Below are 16,694 nucleotides of genomic sequence, written 5' to 3' on the forward strand. Positions count from 1 at the left end.
CTGCATTTCGAACTAATGACAAAGCGACCAATTACCCGGGAAGGTTCACTGTATTCAATCGGTACGGGACACTTACCGCGGAGTAGTGGGATGCGCTAATGCTTGCATCTGGCGGAGCCTCACGGGACAGATCGCCTGTAGGCCAAATATCCTGGCTTCAAACTTTGGCTCTTCACAATACAGTCAATATTTTGGCTGGTAACTGACTAACAGAATGGAATGAGGCGCGAACTCACCGCATCCTTTAGGAGATTCTATGAGCTTGATAATTGAATTGGCAGGGATGCTAGGTGGCATGCTTGCAGAATATTCCACTCAAAAGAAATGGAGCAAGATCAAAGCATTTTTTGTGACGAGCGCCATTTTCTTCGCTGTTTCTTTGATCAACCTTCTTGTTTTTGAAAGTGGACGGGGAGCATTTTGGGCCGTCACAGGATCAGCCATCTTAGGGGTAAGTCTAGGCGTTTTTTTTGTACTGGCCATCTATGTACATGAAAAAACCAAGAGGTAAGAGGCTCTCCGCTTTGAGAACAGACGCACTTGCGTGCATCTTTTCTCCGATCAGCTTCTTTGCATCCAGCCCGGTTTCTCTGTAGACCCACCTAATTATTCAGGAAAGCAAAATCCGCCTGACCGCATTCTTTTGCTAAGCACGCATACTGTCCAAATCAGCATTGCCATCAGACGCTGGAACAACTCATAGCATCGGCAGTGGCGTATCTCAAGGACTGCACGTCGGCAGACTATGCAAGCAGTTGAACAGTTGAAATTCCGCGTATTTCCATAAGAACCGCTGAGAGAAACCACCAGTAGGACGCAGAAATCACCTCTGCATACTCTCCCACACCTTCTGCAAGCGCTTCACCGACACCGGCATGGGCGTCTTCAGCTCCTGCGCATACAGCGATACGCGCAATTCCTCCAGCATCCAGCGGAACTCGGTCATCTTGGGATCGGCGCGGCCGGCGCGGTCCTTCAGGGCACGCTGGTAAGGCAGCGCCACCGAGTTCCACTCGCCCAGCAGACGGGTATCACGGGCTGGGTCGGCGCGCAGCTTGTCCAGACGCACGTTGATGGCCTTGAGGTAGCGCGGATAGTGGCTGAGGTTGCCATAGTCGGTCTCGGCCACGAAGCGCTTGCCCACCAGTTGCGAAAGCTGCGCCTGCATGTCGGCTGCGGCCTGGGCGTGGGCCTTGATGCCCTGCAGCTTCTTGGGCAGCGCATGATATTCGGCCAGGATCTGGCCACACAGGCGGGCGATCTCGTTGACCAGCAGACCCAGGCGGGCCTTGCCTTCGTCGCGCCGACGATTGAATTCGTCCGCATTGCGGGGCAACGGGTCCTGCAGGAAGGCGCGTTCCAGGCCGGCATTCAGGATCTGCTCGCGCAATTCTTCCTGCGAACCCAGTGCCATGAATTGCATGCCCATCTGCTGCAGGCCGGGGATGTTCTTCTCCAGATACTTCAACTGCTCCTTCATCTGCAGCGCGAACAGGCGGCGCAGGCCGGCGTAATGGAAGCGCGCAGCCTCGGCCGGGTCGTCGAAGACTTCCAGGTCGCAATGCGTCTTGCGGTCCACCAGCGCCGGGAATCCGATCAGGGTCTGTGCCTGCTTGCCGCTACCTCGGGTGATTTCCAGCAGTTCGGGCAGCTCGCCGAAGCTCCAGCCGGTGAGGTTGCTGTATTCGCTAGAGGAAGCGGGCGCAGCAGAGGCTGTCGATACAGTCGAGGTGGCCGCGCCCTTGGGCGCCGCCTTCTGTGTCGTCGGCGCGGCAGCCTCGTCGTCGCTGTCGTCACGCGGTGCGATGGCCACCTGCTCGGCCAGCTTCTGGAACTGCTGGCGGGCCTGGCCGCCAAACTCGGCTTGCAGGGCGGCGAGGTTGCGGCCCATTTCCAGCTGACGACCATGTTCGTCGATGATCTTGAAGTTCATCGCGTGGTGGGCCGACAGCGTCTCCTGCTTGAAGTCGCTGGGCTTGACCAGGAGCGTGATCTGTTCGCGGATGTCGGCGATGATGGCGTCGATCAGGTTGCCGCGCCCGAAGGTCTTGCGTTCTTCCATGCGCTCGCAGAAACGCGCTGCGTAATCGGGCAGCGGCACGCAGTGGCGGCGCAGTTTCTGCGGCAGGGATTTCAGCAGCAGATGCACCTTTTCCTTGAGCATGCCCGGCACCAGCCATTCACAGCGGTCCGCCGAGACCTGGTTCAGGGCATACAGCGGCACGGTCAGGGTGACGCCGTCACGCGGGGCGCCCGGTTCGAAGTGGTAGGACAGCGCCATGGCGATGCCGGCCACGTTCATGGTCTTGGGGAAGAGCTCGGTGGTGACGCCAGCCGCCTCGTGGCGCATCAGGTCGTCGCGGTTCAGGTAGAGCAGCTTGGGATCGGCGGCGGTGGCCTGCTTGTGCCACTTTTCGAAGTCCACGCCGTTCCAGATGTCGTGCGGGATCAGCTTGTCGTAGAAACCGATGATGAGCTCGTCATCCACCAGCACGTCCAGGCGGCGCGACTTGTGTTCCAGGTTCTCGATCTCGCGGACCAGCTTCTGGTTGTGCGCGAAGAACGGGGCGCGGGTCTCGAAGTCGCCACCGACCAGGCCATCACGGATGAAGATCTCGCGGGCCTCGGCCGGGTTGATGTTGCCGTAGTTGATGCGGCGCTGGCTGTAGACCACCAGGCCGTAGAGCGTGGCACGTTCGGAGGCGGTGACTTGCGCGGCGCGCTTTTCCCAGCGCGGCTCACCCCAGGATTTCTTCAGCAGGTGACCGCCCAGCTTTTCCAGCCACTCGGGCTGGATGTTGGCCACGCAGCGGGCATACAGGCGGGCGGTATCGACCAGTTCGGCGGCCATCACCCAGCGGCCGGGCTTCTTGGTGAGGTGTGCGCCGGGCCAGATGTTGAACTTGATGCCGCGTGCGCCCAGGTATTGCGCATCGTCCTCGCTCTTGAAGCCGACATTGCCCAGCAGGCCGGTCAGCAGTGCCAGATGCAACTGGTCATAGGTGGCCGGGGCTTCGTTCAGGCGCCAGCCCTGTTCCTTGACGATGGTCAGCAATTGCGAGTGGACGTCGCGCCACTCGCGCAGGCGCAACTGCGAGAGGAAGTTCTCGCGGCAGTGTTCCTGCAACTGGCGATTGGATTTCTTGTGGGCGATGGCGTCTTCGAACCATTTCCAGATCTTCAGGTAGCTGGCGAACTCGGATTTCTCATCGGCGAATTTCTTGTGCGCGTTGTCGGCCGCGTTCTGCGCGTCCATCGGCCGGTCACGCGGGTCCTGCACCGAGACGGCGGCGGCGATGATCAGCAATTCGGTCAGGCAGGCATTGTCGCGACCGGCCAGGATCATGCGGCCCACACGCGGGTCCAGCGGCAGGCGCGCCAGCTGCTTGCCCAGGGGCGTGAGGCGGTTCACGCCGTCCTGCTCTTCTACCGCGCCCAGCTCCTGCAGCAGTTGGTAGCCATCGGCAATGGCGCGCCCCAGGGGTGGTTCGATGAAGGGGAAGCTCTCCACGTCCGTCAGGTGCAGCGACTTCATGCGCAGGATGACCGAGGCCAGCGAGGAGCGCAGGATTTCCGGGTCGGTGAACTTGGGCCGCTGCAGGAAATCCTGCTCGTCATACAGACGGATACACACCCCCGCCGCCACCCGGCCGCAACGGCCGGCGCGCTGGTTGGCGGCCGATTGCGCCACCGGTTCGATCTGCAGCTGTTCGACCTTGTTGCGATAGCTGTAGCGCTTCACACGCGCCAGGCCGGCATCGACCACGTAGCGGATGCCCGGCACCGTCAGCGAGGTCTCGGCCACGTTGGTGGCCAGCACGATGCGTCGGGCATTGCTGGTCTTGAAGACGCGCTCCTGGTCCTGCGCCGACAGGCGGGCAAACAGCGGCAGGATTTCCACATGCGGCGGATGGTGCTTGCGCAGGGCTTCGGCCGCGTCGCGGATCTCGCGCTCGCCCGGTAGGAACACCAGCACATCGCCCGAGCCGATGCGGGCCAGCTCATCGACGGCGTCGACCACGGCATCCATCAGGTCGCGTTGTTCGCGGTCCTTCTGGGCCTGGCTGGCACGGCCTTCGGCACGGGCGCGGGCCTGCGCCACCTCGGTGGAGACGCCGCTGCGGTCGGCGTTGTCGATGGGCCGATAGCGGATTTCCACCGGATACAGGCGCCCCGAGACCTCGATCACCGGGGCCGGCACGATCTCGCCCTGGACCTCGCGGCCGAAATGGCGGGCGAAGCGGTCGGCGTCGATGGTGGCCGAGGTGATGATGATCTTGAGGTCGGGACGCCGGGGCAGCAACTGCTTGAGGTAGCCCAGCAGGAAATCGATGTTCAGGCTGCGTTCATGCGCCTCGTCGATGATGATGGTGTCGTACTGGCGCAAGAGCGGATCGGTCTGGGTCTCGGCCAGCAGGATGCCGTCGGTCATCAGCTTGATCCAGGCGCCCTTGGACAGGGTGTCGTTGAAGCGCACCTTGTAGCCCACCAGCTCACCGGGCGGGGAATTGAGTTCCTGGGCGATGCGCTTGGCGGTGGACGAGGCGGCGATACGGCGCGGCTGGGTGTGGCCGATCAAGCCCTTTTCGCCACGGCCCAGCTCCAGGCAGATCTTGGGCAACTGGGTGGTCTTGCCGGAACCGGTCTCGCCACTGACGATGACGACCTGGTGGCGGCGCAGCGCCTCGGCGATTTCGTGGCGGCGGCCGGAGACCGGCAGCTCTTCCGGAAAGGTCACCGGCGGCAGCGGGTTGCGCAGCGGTGGCGCGGCGTCAGCCGCGGGATCGGCGCGGCGCGGGGCGCGGCCATCGCGGCCATCGCGGCCATTGCGCTCATTGCGCGGGCGCTCCTGCTGCGGGTTCTTCTGCGGCTCGGCGCCGGGGGTGGTGGTGGGTGCTTTGGTAACGGACATGAGGCCGACATTATACCTGCCACGGCCCGCCCGGTCAGGCTGCAGGCGGCTGCCGGGCCCATGGTACAAGTTCGGGCAGTCGGGCCAGGCTCCGCCGGTCATGCTGGTCGGGCCATTGGTCCCGCTTTGCAACATCCCCGCAAGAAATCTGGCCGCTGGTGGCGCGCAAGCCTACGCCCAGCGCCGACGCTGGTTATAATGCGCGTCATGGAAAAACAGACCGAATTCGTCAACTGGCTGCGTTCCGTCGCGCCCTATGTCCACGCCTTCCGCGGCAAGACCTTCGTGGTCGCCTTCCCGGGTGAGCTGGTCACGGCCGGCGACCTGCAGGTCCTGGCCCAGGATCTCTCGCTGCTGCACGCCCTGGGCATCCGGGTGGTGGTGGTACACGGCTCGCGCCCGCAGGTGGCCGAGCAACTGGCACTGCGCAACGTCGAGGCACGCTTTCACAATGGCCTGCGCGTCACCGACAGCACCGCCCTGGAATGTGCCAAGGAAGCCGCCGGTGAGCTGCGCCTGGATATCGAGGCCGCCTTCAGCCAGGGCTTGCCCAATACACCGATGGCGCATTCGGCCATCCGTGTCATCTCCGGCAATTTCGTCACGGCCCGTCCGATGGGCGTCTTCGATGGCGTGGACCTGCAACTGACCGGCGTGGTGCGCAAGATTGCCGCCGACGTGATCCAGCCGATCATGAATGCGGGCGGCATCGTCCTGCTCTCGCCGCTGGGATTCTCGCCCACCGGGGAAGCCTTCAACCTGACCATGGAAGATGTGGCGGTCTCGGCGGCCATCGCGCTGCGCGCCGAAAAGCTGATCTTCCTGTCGGAAACGCCGATGATGAAGGACGCCGCCGGGGCCGAAATCCGCGAACTCTCCTCGCACCAGGCTGAAGCCGTGCTGTCGGCGGGCTTCCTGCCATCGGATGCGGCCTTCTACCTCGCCAGCGTGGTCAAGGCCTGCAATGCGGGCGTCTCGCGTGCCCACATCGTGCCGTTTGCCACCGATGGCTCGGCCCTGCTGGAATTGTTCACCCACGATGGCGTAGGCACCATGGTCACCTACGAAAACCTGGAAAGCCTGCGCCAGGCCACCATCGAGGACGTGGGCGGCATCCTGAAACTGATCGAACCGCTGGAAGCCGATGGCACGCTGGTCAAGCGCGGCCGCGAACTGATCGAGCGCGAAATCCACTACTTCTCGGTGATCGAGCACGACAACGTCATCTTCGGTTGCGCCGCCCTCTATCCCTTCCCGGAGGCACGCATGGGCGAAATGGCCTGCCTGACGGTCAACCCGGAAGTGCAAGGCCAGGGCGATGGCGACCGTATCCTGAAGCACATCGAGACCCGCGCCCGCGAAGCCGGACTGACCAAGCTGTTCGTGCTCACCACGCGCACCTCGCACTGGTTCCTCAAGCGCGGCTTCGTGCTGGCAGGCGTGAACGACCTGCCGCAGGACCGCCAGCAGATCTACAACTGGCAACGCAAATCACAGGTGCTGATCAAGAACCTGTATTGAATTTTTTCGTCAGGACGTGAGCAGGCTCAACCGCTGACCCCCATCGCAGGCCCGCCCGTCCCAGGCATTTCATCTTAACGAACCAAGGAATCGACATGGCACGCATGGTCCACTGCATCAAACTGAACAAGGAAGCCGAAGGCCTGGACTTCCCGCCCTATCCGGGCGAACTGGGCAAGCGCATCTATGAAAGCGTCTCCAAGGAGGCATGGGCCGCCTGGCTGAAGCACCAGACCATGCTGGTCAATGAAAACCGCCTGATGCTGGCCGATGCCCGCGCCCGCAAGTACCTGGCGGCACAGATGGAAAAGCATTTCTTCGGCGAAGGTGCCGATGCGGCTGCCGGTTTCGTACCGCCCAGCGAATAAGCGCGGGGCCGGGCGGCCCGGATGGCTGCCCGCTCGCACAGCGCCGCCCTGGTCCGCCACGGCGGCGATTTTTTTGCCTGCGTGCATCGCATGGGGCCGTATCGCTGAGGCTACAATGCGGCTGGGTCTACCATTCCACCCTCGCATCCGTCTTCCTGCTGGAGTCCATCTTGTCCTTGCGTCATCTGCGCCTTGCCCTCCTCGCCCTCAGCCTGGGCCTGGCCCTCGCGGCCCCGGCTTCCTACGCTGCCACTGCCGCAGCCACCCCGGCCAGCGCCACCACAGCCGCTACCGGTGCGTCCCTGGCGTTGCCGCCTGGTGTGACCGCCGGTCCCAGTGCCGAGGGCATCAGCGAATACCGTTTTGCCAATGGCTTCAAGCTGTTGCTGCTGCCGGACGACTCCAAGCCCACCGTCACCGTCAACATCACCTACCTGGTCGGCTCGCGCCACGAGAACTACGGCGAGACCGGCATGGCGCACCTGCTGGAGCATCTGATGTTCAAGGGGTCGCCGCGCTATCCGGCCATTCCGCAGGAGTTCAGCAAGCGCGGCATGAACTTCAACGGCACCACCTGGCTGGACCGCACCAACTACTACGAGACCTTCCAGGCCGGCCAGGACAACCTGCAATGGGCCATCGCCATGGAAGCCGATCGCATGGTCAATTCCAGGATTGCGCGCAAGGACCTCGACAGCGAGATGACGGTGGTGCGCAACGAATTCGAAGCCGGCGAGACCTCCCCCTCGCGGGTGATGTTGAAGCGCATGCAGAGCGTGGCCTATGACTGGCACAGCTATGGCCGCAATACCATCGGTGCGCGCAGCGACATCGAGAATGTCCGCATCGAGAACCTGCAGGCCTTCTATCGCACCTACTACCAGCCAGACAATGCGGTGCTGCTGATCGCCGGCAAGTTCGCGCCGGCCGAGGTGCTGCAATGGGTCAACCAGACGTTTGGCCGCCTGCCGCGCCCCAAGCGCAAGCTGCCGGAATTCTGGACCGTGGAGCCGACCCAGGACGGTGAACGCCAGTTCGCCATCCGCCGGCGCGGCGACCTGCAACTGGTGGCGCTGGGCTACAAGATGCCTTCCGCACTGCACCCGGATGCGACCGCCCTCTCCTTCGCCAGCGACATCCTGGCCGACACGCCCAACGGCCGGCTGCACAAGTCGCTGGTGGAGACCGGACTGGCGACGGCGGTCTATTCGATGCAGCTCAGTGGCTTCGCACCGGGGCTGCAGATGATCGTGGCGCAGCTCAAGGCCGGAGTCGACATCGAACCCGTCAAGCAGGCCATGATCGCGGCCGTAGAATCCTTCAGCACCACGCCGCCGACGGCCGAAGAAGTGGCGCGCCTGCATCGCGAGAGCGGGAACAACTTCGAGACCCTGCAGAACAATCCGCAACAGATGGCCGTGGCCATGTCCAATGCGATTGCACGTGGTGACTGGCGGCTGGTATTCATCGACCGCGACCTGGAGCAGCGCCTGGGCAGTGCCGACATCGCTGCGGCTGCCGCCAGGTATTTCCGCCGCGACAATCGCACCGTGGGCCTGTACCTGCCGGAAGATCACCCGCAACGCAGCGAGGTCCCCGCCGCGCCCAGCGTGGAGGCACTGCTGGCTCAATACCAGCCGCGCCCGGCCATCGCCTCCGGGGAAGCCTTCGACCCGGCGCCCGGCAACATCGAACAGCGCACCACCCGCATCGCACCGGAACAGCCGCCGCACGCTTCTCTGAACCTGGCACTGCTGCCCAAGAAGTCGCGTGGGCAGACGGTATCGGTGAGCATGAACCTGGAATTCGGCGATGCCCAGGGTCTGTTCGGCCAGCGTGCCGTGGCCCAATTGACGGCTGCCATGCTCCTGCGCGGCACGGAGAAACTGGATCGTCGTCAGCTGGCCGATGAATTCACGCGCCTGAAGATCAATGGCAACGTCTATCGCTTCCAGACCACCCGCGACAACCTGGTCCCGGCACTGGCGCTGGCCGGCGAGGTGCTGCGCCATCCGCGCATGGATCCGGCCGAATTCACGCAACTGAAGAATGAAACGCTGGCGGCACTGGAAGCCACCCGCAAGGAGCCGGACGCCCGCGCCGCCGAAGCCCTGCAACTGCACTTCGACCACTATCCCAGCGGCGACTGGCGTGCCGCGCAAACGCTGGAGCAGCGCATTGCTGCCGTGCAGGCGGTCACGCTGGAACAGGTCAAGGCCTTCCACCAGCGCTTCTACGGCGCCTCCCATGGCGAGCTGGCCATCGTCGGTGACTTCGACGTCCAGGCCACCCGTGCCGCCATCGACCAGGCCTTCGCCGGCTGGGCCAGCCCGGCCCCCTATGCACGGGTCTTGCACACCTGGGCCGATATCCCGGCCAAGCGTATCGTCATCGATACTCCCGACAAGGAAAACGGCGTCTATCTGGCTCGCCAGAACATCCGCCTGCGCGATGACGATCCCGATTATCCGGCGCTGGCGGTGGCCAATTACCTGCTGGGCGGCTCCAGCCTGAAGTCGCGCCTGGCCGACCGCATCCGCCAGCAGGATGGGCTGTCCTACGGCATCAACAGCGGCCTGCAGGTGGGCGCCATCAGTGATGCGGGCTACTTCAGCGTGCGCGCCATCGCGGCCCCGCAGAACCTGGACAAGGTCGATGCCGCCGTGCGCGAAGAAATCATCCGCCTCATCAAGGATGGCTTCACGGACGAAGAACTGCTGCGCGCCAAGTCCGGCATCCTGCAGCAGCGCAACCAGCAGCGCGCCGGCGATGGCGGCATCGCCACCAGCTGGACGGCGCTGATGAACCTGGACCGCAGCTTCCTGTGGCAGCAGCAGCTGGATTTGAAACTGGCCGACCTGACACTGGCGCAACTCAATGCGGCGGTACGCAAGTATCTTGATCCGGCGCGCATGACCGTGGTCATTGCGCGGGACGAGGTCAAGGCCAAGGCCGCACAGCCCTGATCCACAGCGATGGCAGCAACGAAAATGGCCGTGTCTCGCGACACGGCCATTTTTTCTTGCGTCCTGCAGGAGCGCAGAAGCTGCTGCTCGTCCTTCAGAACAGGTGCCTCAGAACTCCAGCTTCTTGACGCCGTCGGCGGTGCCCAGCAGGCAGACATTGGCACCCTGGCGGGCAAACAGACCATTGGTGACCACGCCGACGATATTGTTGATCTTGTCTTCGATATCGGCCGGATCGGTGATGGCCAGGCCCAGCACGTCGATGATGTAGCAACCGTTGTCGGTCACCAGCGGCTGGCCGTCGCCATTCTTGTTCAGGCGCAGACGCGGCTCCCCGCCCAGCGCAGCCAACTTGCGGGCCACCACGGCGTGCGACATGGGGATCACCTCCACCGGCAGCGGGAATTTGCCCAGCACGTCGACCAGCTTGGAACCATCGGCGATGCAGACAAACTTCTGCGCCACCGAGGCCACGATCTTCTCGCGGGTCAGCGCAGCACCACCGCCCTTGATCATGGCGCCACCGGCGTTGATCTCATCGGCGCCGTCGATATACACAGGCATGGTCTCGACCTCGTTGAGATCGAACACCGTGATGCCGTGCGAACGCAGGCGCTCGGCCGTCGCCTCGGAGGACGCTACCGCGCCCTTGATGCGATGCTTGATCTTGCCCAGTTCATCGATGAAGAAATTGGCGGTGGAGCCGGTACCCACACCGATGATTTCGCCATCGACCACGTAGTCGATGGCGGCCTTGGCCACAGCCAGCTTGAGTTCGTCTTGAGTCATTTTCTTAGTCCAACGTAAATAAAACCCTGGGATCCGGTTTTGCGGAAGCCCTCAATTCCCATGCAGCAGGATGGTGACCGCTCAGTGCACATCATCCGGCTTCTCGTCCAGCGTCTCGAACAGCGCGATCTGCAACCGCGAATGCAGCTTGACCAGCTTGCTCCAGAGCAACCACAGCAGCCCGGCGACGGCTGCCAGCACGAAGGCCAGCAGGTTCAGCGGCGGCAGGATGCTGGCGCTCAACACGAAGATCAGCAGCATGATGCCGACGATGGACATGATGGGCAAGACTTCCGACACCACCTTGCGCACGCCGGAAGTATACGCGCCCGCGAACTCGGGCTTGACGCTGACTTCGGCCAGCAGCATCGACAAGGCCTGCAGCTTGCGATAGGTGGCGATCAGGAATGGCAGCGAAAGCACCAGCGCACCACCCCAGATGATGGCTTTCTGGACGTCGGAATCCGGCGTCCAGGCCGACAGCTGGCGCGAGAGGCCATCGACGAAGAAGGCACCGCCGATGAAGATGGCGATCACCAGCGCCAGGTTCACCATCACCTGCATCAGGATGCGGCGGATGATGCGCGTGAGTTCGGCGCGGTCGCCGGTCGGTTGCAGGCTTTCCAGCCAGTTGGAGTACATGCCCATCAGCCCGGATACGCGTGCCGGCACCAGCGTGACCGCCTTGGCCGAGAGCGGGTCCGCAGCCTTGATCAGGTAGGGCGTGAGCAATGCGGTCACCGCCGACACCGCCACCACGATGGGATAGAGGAAGTCGCTGGTGACCTTCAGGCTCTGGCCCAGTGCGGCGATGATGAAGGAGAACTCGCCGATCTGCGCCAGGCCCATGCCCACGCGCATCGGCGTGCGCCCGCCCTGCCCGGCCACGAAGGTCCCCAGGCCGCAGCTGATGAGCTTGCCGAAGACCACGGCCAGGGTGATGACAGTGATCGGCATCCAGTACTTGACCAGCACATTGGGATCGAACAGCAGGCCAATGGCCACGAAGAAGATGGCGGAGAACATGTCGCGAATCGGCTCGACCAGGCGTTCGATGCGATGCAGATGGCGCGACTCGGCCATCACCGCCCCCACCAGGAAGGCCCCCAGCGCCACACTGTATTGCAGCTTCATCACCAGCAGACAGAAGCCGAAGAGGATGCCCAGCACCGCCACCAGCAGCATCTCCTGGCTCTTGAAGCGGGCGATGAAGCTCAGCAGGCGCGGCACCGCGAGGATGCCCACCACCAGCGAAACGGTCATGAACAGCACCAGCTTGCCCACGGTGGTGAAGACTTCGGTGGAATCGACCGAACCGCTGGTGGCCACCCCGGAGAGCAAGGCGATCATGCCGATGGCCAGGATGTCTTCCACGATCAGGATGCCGAAGATGATCTGGGCGAACTTCTCGTTCTTCATGCCCAGCTCGTTCAAGGCCTTGACGATGATGGTGGTGGAGGACACGGCCAGCATGGCGCCCAGGAAGATGGCGTCCATCCGCTTCCAGCCGAAATACAGGCCGATCTCGTAGCCGATCCAGATCATCAGCAGGATTTCTGCGGCGGCGGCAATGAAGGCGGTGGCCCCGACCTTGGCCAGTTTCTTGAGACTGAACTCCAGCCCCAGCGAGAACAGCAGGAAGATCACGCCCAGCTCCGAAAGGATGTGCACGGTCTTCTCATCCTGGATCAGGTCGTACGGCGGGGTATGCGGGCCGATGATCACGCCCGCGACGATATAGCCCAGCACCACCGGCTGTTTCAACTTGTTGAAGACAACGGTGACGATGCCGGCGATCAGCATGATGATCGCCATGTCCTGGATGAATAACTCGACTTCGTGCATCGTGCGGGTTTTCCTTTCTGTTCTGTGTGACGGAAGTGGTGGCTTGAGCCCAATCCGGCGGCAAGTCAGGCTGCCAATCCCCTGCGGCTGCCGGCGACAAAGACGGCAGGTCAGGCAATGCGGCGCCCTGCAGACTCAGGCCGCAGACGGTGGATGATAGGGATTGCTGGGTATTGCCGAGTGGCCGGCCTGGCGTGCGCCGACGCTGGATGCTGATCTGTGTCCGCTCTTGCTGCCTGTGACCGCGATGCCACCTTGGCGAGGATGCAGCGGCGGGCGGCCATCTTCAACGCACACCACTGGATATCCCGAAAATAACACAACTGACAACCGCCACGCAATGCAAACTACGTGCCAGCCTGACGACAAGACCCATTCTGCGGGACGAAGAAGGGGAATGGTGAAACTAAGTAAACTTAGTAAATGTGAGGCCAGGATGCTATGAAGACGGCTCGCCAGGCCTAATGAAACCCCGATACACGCACACTCCGGCAGGCCCGATCAGCCTGGCACGCGCACCTGCACCTCGGCCGCCTTCTCATCGAAACTGATGCGAGTGGTGAATTTGGCGCGCTTCATCGGGAAGCGCGACTGGAAGTGGCGCACATTGCCGGAGCCAGAGATCACACGTCTGACGAACTGATAGTAGGCATCCATGTCGATCACATGCACCGCCAGGAAGTAATCATATTCGCCAGAGACGAAGTAGCACTGCATGACCTCGGCCTCCTTGGCCATGCGCTGCTCGAAGTCCTGCATGTGCTGGTCCGACTGGTTGTTCAGCGAGATTTCGAGGAAGGCCAGCATGCCGTAGCCGAGCGCAAAAGGATCGACCATCGCCACCTCGGCGCTGATGATGCCGGCCTCGCGCAGGTCGCGGATGCGGCGCAGGCAGGTGGGTTGCGAGATGTGCAGTTTTTCCGCCAGTACGCGCGTGGAAATCTGGTTGTCCTTCTGCAGCATGTTGAGCAGTTTGCGATCCACCTTATCGAGCGTATGAAGTTTGGCAGGCATGGGACAAATATGAGGATGATTTACAGGTAGGCCGCTCAAAAAAAACTTGGCTTAGCCGATTCTTATGTTGTACCGTCTGCATTATTCAGAAAGTCGGGGACGAAAGCAAAGCGGGACGCCAGGTCACCGCAACAGGGATCTGAATAAAGCTGTGTAGTGAGACAAAACATTAAAAGTGGTCAATCCAATCTACAGAGGAAATCTATGAAACTCAAGAGCGCCATTATTCCATTAACTGCTGCTATCGGTCTGGCATTCGCAGGCGCCGCGCATGCCCAGGAAGTGGTCAAGATCGCTCACGTCGGCCCGCTGTCCGGTCCTAACGCCCACATGGGCAAGGATAACGAGAACGGTGCCCGCATGGCAGTCGAAGAATTGAACGCCAAGGGATTCACCATCGGCGGCAAGAAGGTCAAGTTCGAACTGGTCGGCGAAGACGACGCATCGGACCCCAAGCAAGCGACTGCAGTGGCCACCAAGCTGGTCGACCAGAAGGTCACCGCGGTGATCGGCCACCTCAATTCCGGCACCACCATCCCGGCATCCAAGATCTACAGCGACGCCGGCATTCCGCAGGTCTCGCCGTCGGCCACCAACCCCAAGTACACGCAGCAAGGCTTCAAGACCACTTTCCGCGTGGTGGCCAACGATGCGCAACTGGGCGCGGCCCTGGGCAAGTATGCCGTGCAGAAGCTGGGTACCAAGCATATCGCCGTGATCGACGACCGTACCGCCTACGGTCAGGGCGTGGCTGAAGAATTTGCCAAGGGCGCCAAGGCTGCCGGTGGCACCATCGTCGGCACCCAGTTCACCAACGACAAGGCGACCGACTTCAACGCCATCCTGACCTCGCTCAAGGGCAAGAAGCCGGACGTGGTCTTCTTCGGCGGCATGGATGCGGTGGGTGGTCCGATGCTGCGTCAGATGAAGCAGCTGGGTATCAACGCCAAGTTCATGGGTGGCGACGGTATCTGTACCGGCTCCCTGCCCAGCCTGGCCGGTGATGGCCTGGGCGAAGACCAGGTGGTCTGCGCCGAAGCAGGTGGCGTGGATGATTCCGGCAAGAAGGGCATGGACGACTTCCGCGCGGCCTACAAGAAGAAGTTCGGCATCGACGTCGTCTATAACGCCGCCTATGCCTACGACGCCACCATGACCGTGGCTGACGCCATGGCCAAGGCCGGCTCCGCCGATCCCAAGAAGTACCTGCCAGAACTGGCCAAGATCAGCCACAAGGGTGTGACCGGCGTGATCGCGTTCGACGCCAAGGGTGACATCAAGGACGGCTCCCTGACCCTGTACACCTACAAGGGTGGTCAACGTACCCTGCTGGCCGTGACCAAGTAAGCCAGGTCGCTGCACCGCCCTGCCGCCTGAAGCGCTGATACGGCCGCAGACTGCAGGGCAAAACAGCAGCACGCAATAGGCAACGCCCCCGAAGTACATCGGGGGCGTTGTTCTTCCTGCCGGCGCAAACGCGAACGGCACGTGAGCAGGGACGGAAATCGGATACCGCGCTAGGCCAGTGCCTTTTCCAGTTGGGCCTTGTTCATTCCCGAACGTCCCTTGATGTTGCGTGCCGCCGCCTCGGCATAAAGCTGCTTGAAAGTGCGACCACCGCTCCCCTTGTGCGATCGCAGACCGCCCCGGCGCGAGGCGGGCATATCGTGCAGCGAGCTGGCACTGGCAGAACGGGATTCCCCGTGCTGAGCGCGCTCCTTGTTGACCGTACGGGCGGCGATTTCCTCTGCACGGCCGGTACTCGCGCCGCGCTTGAGGACGCCGGACTTGATGTGTTCATACTGACGTTCCCGCTTATTGCTCCATGCTGACTGGGGCATGATGACCTCCTTGAAGCTGGCCCACGAGTAAAGTACCTCGCCGGCGAGTTGAACATGACCGAAGCTGACAACGTCAGGATAGGACCCCGGCCCGCGCACCAGCCATGCCACAACGACTGAACCCGCTGTAAGACATCTGGAAGCCAGCCTTCGATGCGGGCATATGGTGCCGCAAGGAAACAATTTGCCTTGCCGATATCGCCCCGCCGCCTGCATTGCGCGAGTCATGCCCCCTCTTCTGAGACCGTTCACAGGCAGACAACCTTTCCGCACCTGATCAGTCCAATCGCTCTCAATGACAAGATGAAGGGGAAGAAGCGATGAAACGGATCACGGCAGTATTTGGCGTTGTACACGGCACGATTGCCGTGCTTTTTGCGCTGGGCGCGCTGGCGCTCATCTTCATCGCCGCACGCATGGGCTACGAGGCGGTGGTCGAGGGGATGGGCTTGTCGCAAGCCCAGGCACTGATCGAGGCCATCGGTATCCTGGCGGCCGCGGTCGTCGCCTTCCAGATCGCCGAGACCATCACCGAGGAGGAAGTCGTCCGCGACGCCAACATCAGCGCCCCTACGCGCGTACGGCGTTTCCTGTCGCGGTTTTTCGTGGTGGTGATCGTCGCCCTGGCCATCGAAGGCCTGGTCATGACCTTCCGCGCGGTTCACGAAGAAGCCGCCGACCTGGTCTACGCCGCAGCCCTGTTGGCAGGCACGGGCGTACTGCTGGCGGCATGGGGATATTTCATTTATTGCAATCGCGCCGCCGAAGAACTGGAACCGGATGCCATGAAAGAAGCCAAGGAAGAGGATCGGAAGATCGATGGCTGATCCTTGACTCCCCGCCCCAAAAGGCCGGTCCTGCCCCTTGGGGCGAAGGGGCGGGAATTTTCCGTGGGGAGTGGAATTGGCGGAAAGAAACCGCTATAATCGCGGACTTTTGCTGATGTAGCTCAGTTGGTAGAGCAACTGATTCGTAATCAGTAGGTCGACGGTTCGATTCCGCCCATCAGCACCAGCACACAAGGGTTTCCGGCTTAGGCCGGAAACCTAATTGGGTAATAAGCGCCTCCTTGGGTAATAGAAGTGCCCTCGGCGGAGTTTATAGCCACAAAAAAGCCCGCGATTGCGGGCTTTTTTATTGGCATGGATGTCGGCTTCTGGCCGAGGCTGTGTAAAAACATAAAACATAAGAAAAATCATGGGTAGGGAGACCCTTCCCGATGCCAAGGAAATCGAATACGGCGCGATCTGAGCGCCCGATTTTTAAGATCACTAAAAATTTCTACGTTTTTACACAGCCTCGGCCGATACCGTGTTGATTTGCTCGCCGATTTAACCCTCTCTAACTGACCCGCCTTCCATTGCCTGCTAAAGGCCGCCACACGGTCATACGACCCCTCATAACCAAGCCCCCTTAACTCCAGGAACATCTGTTTCAA

At 62.0% G+C, this 16,694-nt stretch carries 11 protein-coding genes and 1 tRNA gene; 7 read left to right on the forward strand and 5 right to left on the reverse strand.

Annotated features, from left to right (window positions below; all coding sequences use genetic code 11):
- Positions 1-256 precede the first annotated feature (256 nt).
- The gene (locus HBH1_RS24095; protein ID WP_102664672.1) at positions 257-511 is read left to right on the forward strand and encodes a hypothetical protein; all 255 of its coding nucleotides are present in this window, start codon (positions 257-259) and stop codon (positions 509-511) included.
- A gap of 312 nt (positions 512-823) precedes the next feature.
- Here HBH1_RS24095 and hrpA read toward each other — a convergent pair whose 3' ends face one another.
- The gene (gene hrpA / locus HBH1_RS24100) at positions 824-4,912 is read right to left on the reverse strand and encodes an ATP-dependent RNA helicase HrpA (protein ID WP_102664673.1); all 4,089 of its coding nucleotides are present in this window, start codon (positions 4,910-4,912) and stop codon (positions 824-826) included.
- 207 nt (positions 4,913-5,119) lie between these two features.
- Between hrpA and argA the strand changes: the two genes are divergently transcribed.
- From argA to HBH1_RS24115, 3 genes are all read left to right on the forward strand, one after another.
- On the forward strand, positions 5,120-6,433 hold the full coding sequence (gene argA / locus HBH1_RS24105) for an amino-acid N-acetyltransferase (protein ID WP_102664680.1): 1,314 nt from the start codon (positions 5,120-5,122) through the stop codon (positions 6,431-6,433).
- Between the two features lie 95 nt (positions 6,434-6,528).
- On the forward strand, positions 6,529-6,801 hold the full coding sequence (locus tag HBH1_RS24110; RefSeq protein ID WP_006464383.1) for an oxidative damage protection protein: 273 nt from the start codon (positions 6,529-6,531) through the stop codon (positions 6,799-6,801).
- A 170-nt stretch (positions 6,802-6,971) separates the two neighbouring features.
- Positions 6,972-9,767: a M16 family metallopeptidase gene (locus HBH1_RS24115; RefSeq protein WP_102664674.1), complete on the forward strand. Its 2,796-nt coding sequence runs from the start codon at positions 6,972-6,974 to the stop codon at positions 9,765-9,767.
- A 108-nt stretch (positions 9,768-9,875) separates the two neighbouring features.
- On the opposite strand, the gene rpiA is transcribed toward HBH1_RS24115, so the two are convergent.
- The 3 genes from rpiA to HBH1_RS24130 all read right to left on the reverse strand — a co-directional run bounded on the left by rpiA (position 9,876) and on the right by HBH1_RS24130 (position 13,415).
- Positions 9,876-10,556, reverse strand: coding sequence for a ribose-5-phosphate isomerase RpiA (rpiA, locus tag HBH1_RS24120; RefSeq protein WP_006464385.1), 681 nt, complete (start codon positions 10,554-10,556; stop codon positions 9,876-9,878).
- 81 nt (positions 10,557-10,637) lie between these two features.
- Positions 10,638-12,401, reverse strand: coding sequence for a cation:proton antiporter (locus HBH1_RS24125; protein WP_102664675.1), 1,764 nt, complete (start codon positions 12,399-12,401; stop codon positions 10,638-10,640).
- A gap of 501 nt (positions 12,402-12,902) precedes the next feature.
- A complete protein-coding gene (locus tag HBH1_RS24130) occupies positions 12,903-13,415 on the reverse strand; it encodes an Lrp/AsnC family transcriptional regulator (RefSeq protein WP_006464387.1) in 513 nt (170 codons plus the stop codon).
- Positions 13,416-13,619: 204 nt separating this feature from the next.
- On the opposite strand from HBH1_RS24130, the gene HBH1_RS24135 reads away from it, so the two are divergent.
- Positions 13,620-14,762, forward strand: coding sequence for a branched-chain amino acid ABC transporter substrate-binding protein (locus tag HBH1_RS24135; RefSeq protein WP_102664676.1), 1,143 nt, complete (start codon positions 13,620-13,622; stop codon positions 14,760-14,762).
- 170 nt (positions 14,763-14,932) lie between these two features.
- Here the strand turns inward: HBH1_RS24135 and HBH1_RS24140 are convergent, their stop codons facing one another.
- The gene (locus tag HBH1_RS24140) at positions 14,933-15,256 is read right to left on the reverse strand and encodes a plasmid stabilization protein (protein WP_102664677.1); all 324 of its coding nucleotides are present in this window, start codon (positions 15,254-15,256) and stop codon (positions 14,933-14,935) included.
- A 320-nt stretch (positions 15,257-15,576) separates the two neighbouring features.
- Between HBH1_RS24140 and HBH1_RS24145 the strand changes: the two genes are divergently transcribed.
- Entirely contained in the window at positions 15,577-16,083 is a 507-nt protein-coding gene (locus HBH1_RS24145) for a hypothetical protein (protein WP_102664678.1), read from the forward strand.
- Between the two features lie 111 nt (positions 16,084-16,194).
- A tRNA-Thr gene (locus HBH1_RS24150) sits at positions 16,195-16,270 on the forward strand.
- The last annotated feature ends 424 nt before the right edge of the window (positions 16,271-16,694 follow it).

It is taken from the genome of Herbaspirillum sp. BH-1, from assembly GCF_002870055.1.
GTDB lineage: Bacteria > Pseudomonadota > Gammaproteobacteria > Burkholderiales > Burkholderiaceae_D > Herbaspirillum > Herbaspirillum frisingense.

Excerpts from the sequence above, each read along its gene's own strand:
- HBH1_RS24095 (WP_102664672.1), top strand. The coding sequence starts at position 257 with ATGAGCTTGATAATTGAATTGGCAGGGATGCTAGGTGGCATGCTTGCA.
- hrpA (WP_102664673.1), bottom strand. The coding sequence starts at position 4,912 with ATGTCCGTTACCAAAGCACCCACCACCACCCCCGGCGCCGAGCCGCAG.
- argA (WP_102664680.1), top strand. The coding sequence starts at position 5,120 with ATGGAAAAACAGACCGAATTCGTCAACTGGCTGCGTTCCGTCGCGCCC.
- HBH1_RS24110 (WP_006464383.1), top strand. The coding sequence starts at position 6,529 with ATGGCACGCATGGTCCACTGCATCAAACTGAACAAGGAAGCCGAAGGC.
- rpiA (WP_006464385.1), bottom strand. The coding sequence starts at position 10,556 with ATGACTCAAGACGAACTCAAGCTGGCTGTGGCCAAGGCCGCCATCGAC.
- HBH1_RS24125 (WP_102664675.1), bottom strand. The coding sequence starts at position 12,401 with ATGCACGAAGTCGAGTTATTCATCCAGGACATGGCGATCATCATGCTG.
- HBH1_RS24130 (WP_006464387.1), bottom strand. The coding sequence starts at position 13,415 with ATGCCTGCCAAACTTCATACGCTCGATAAGGTGGATCGCAAACTGCTC.
- HBH1_RS24135 (WP_102664676.1), top strand. The coding sequence starts at position 13,620 with ATGAAACTCAAGAGCGCCATTATTCCATTAACTGCTGCTATCGGTCTG.
- HBH1_RS24140 (WP_102664677.1), bottom strand. The coding sequence starts at position 15,256 with ATGCCCCAGTCAGCATGGAGCAATAAGCGGGAACGTCAGTATGAACAC.
- HBH1_RS24145 (WP_102664678.1), top strand. The coding sequence starts at position 15,577 with ATGAAACGGATCACGGCAGTATTTGGCGTTGTACACGGCACGATTGCC.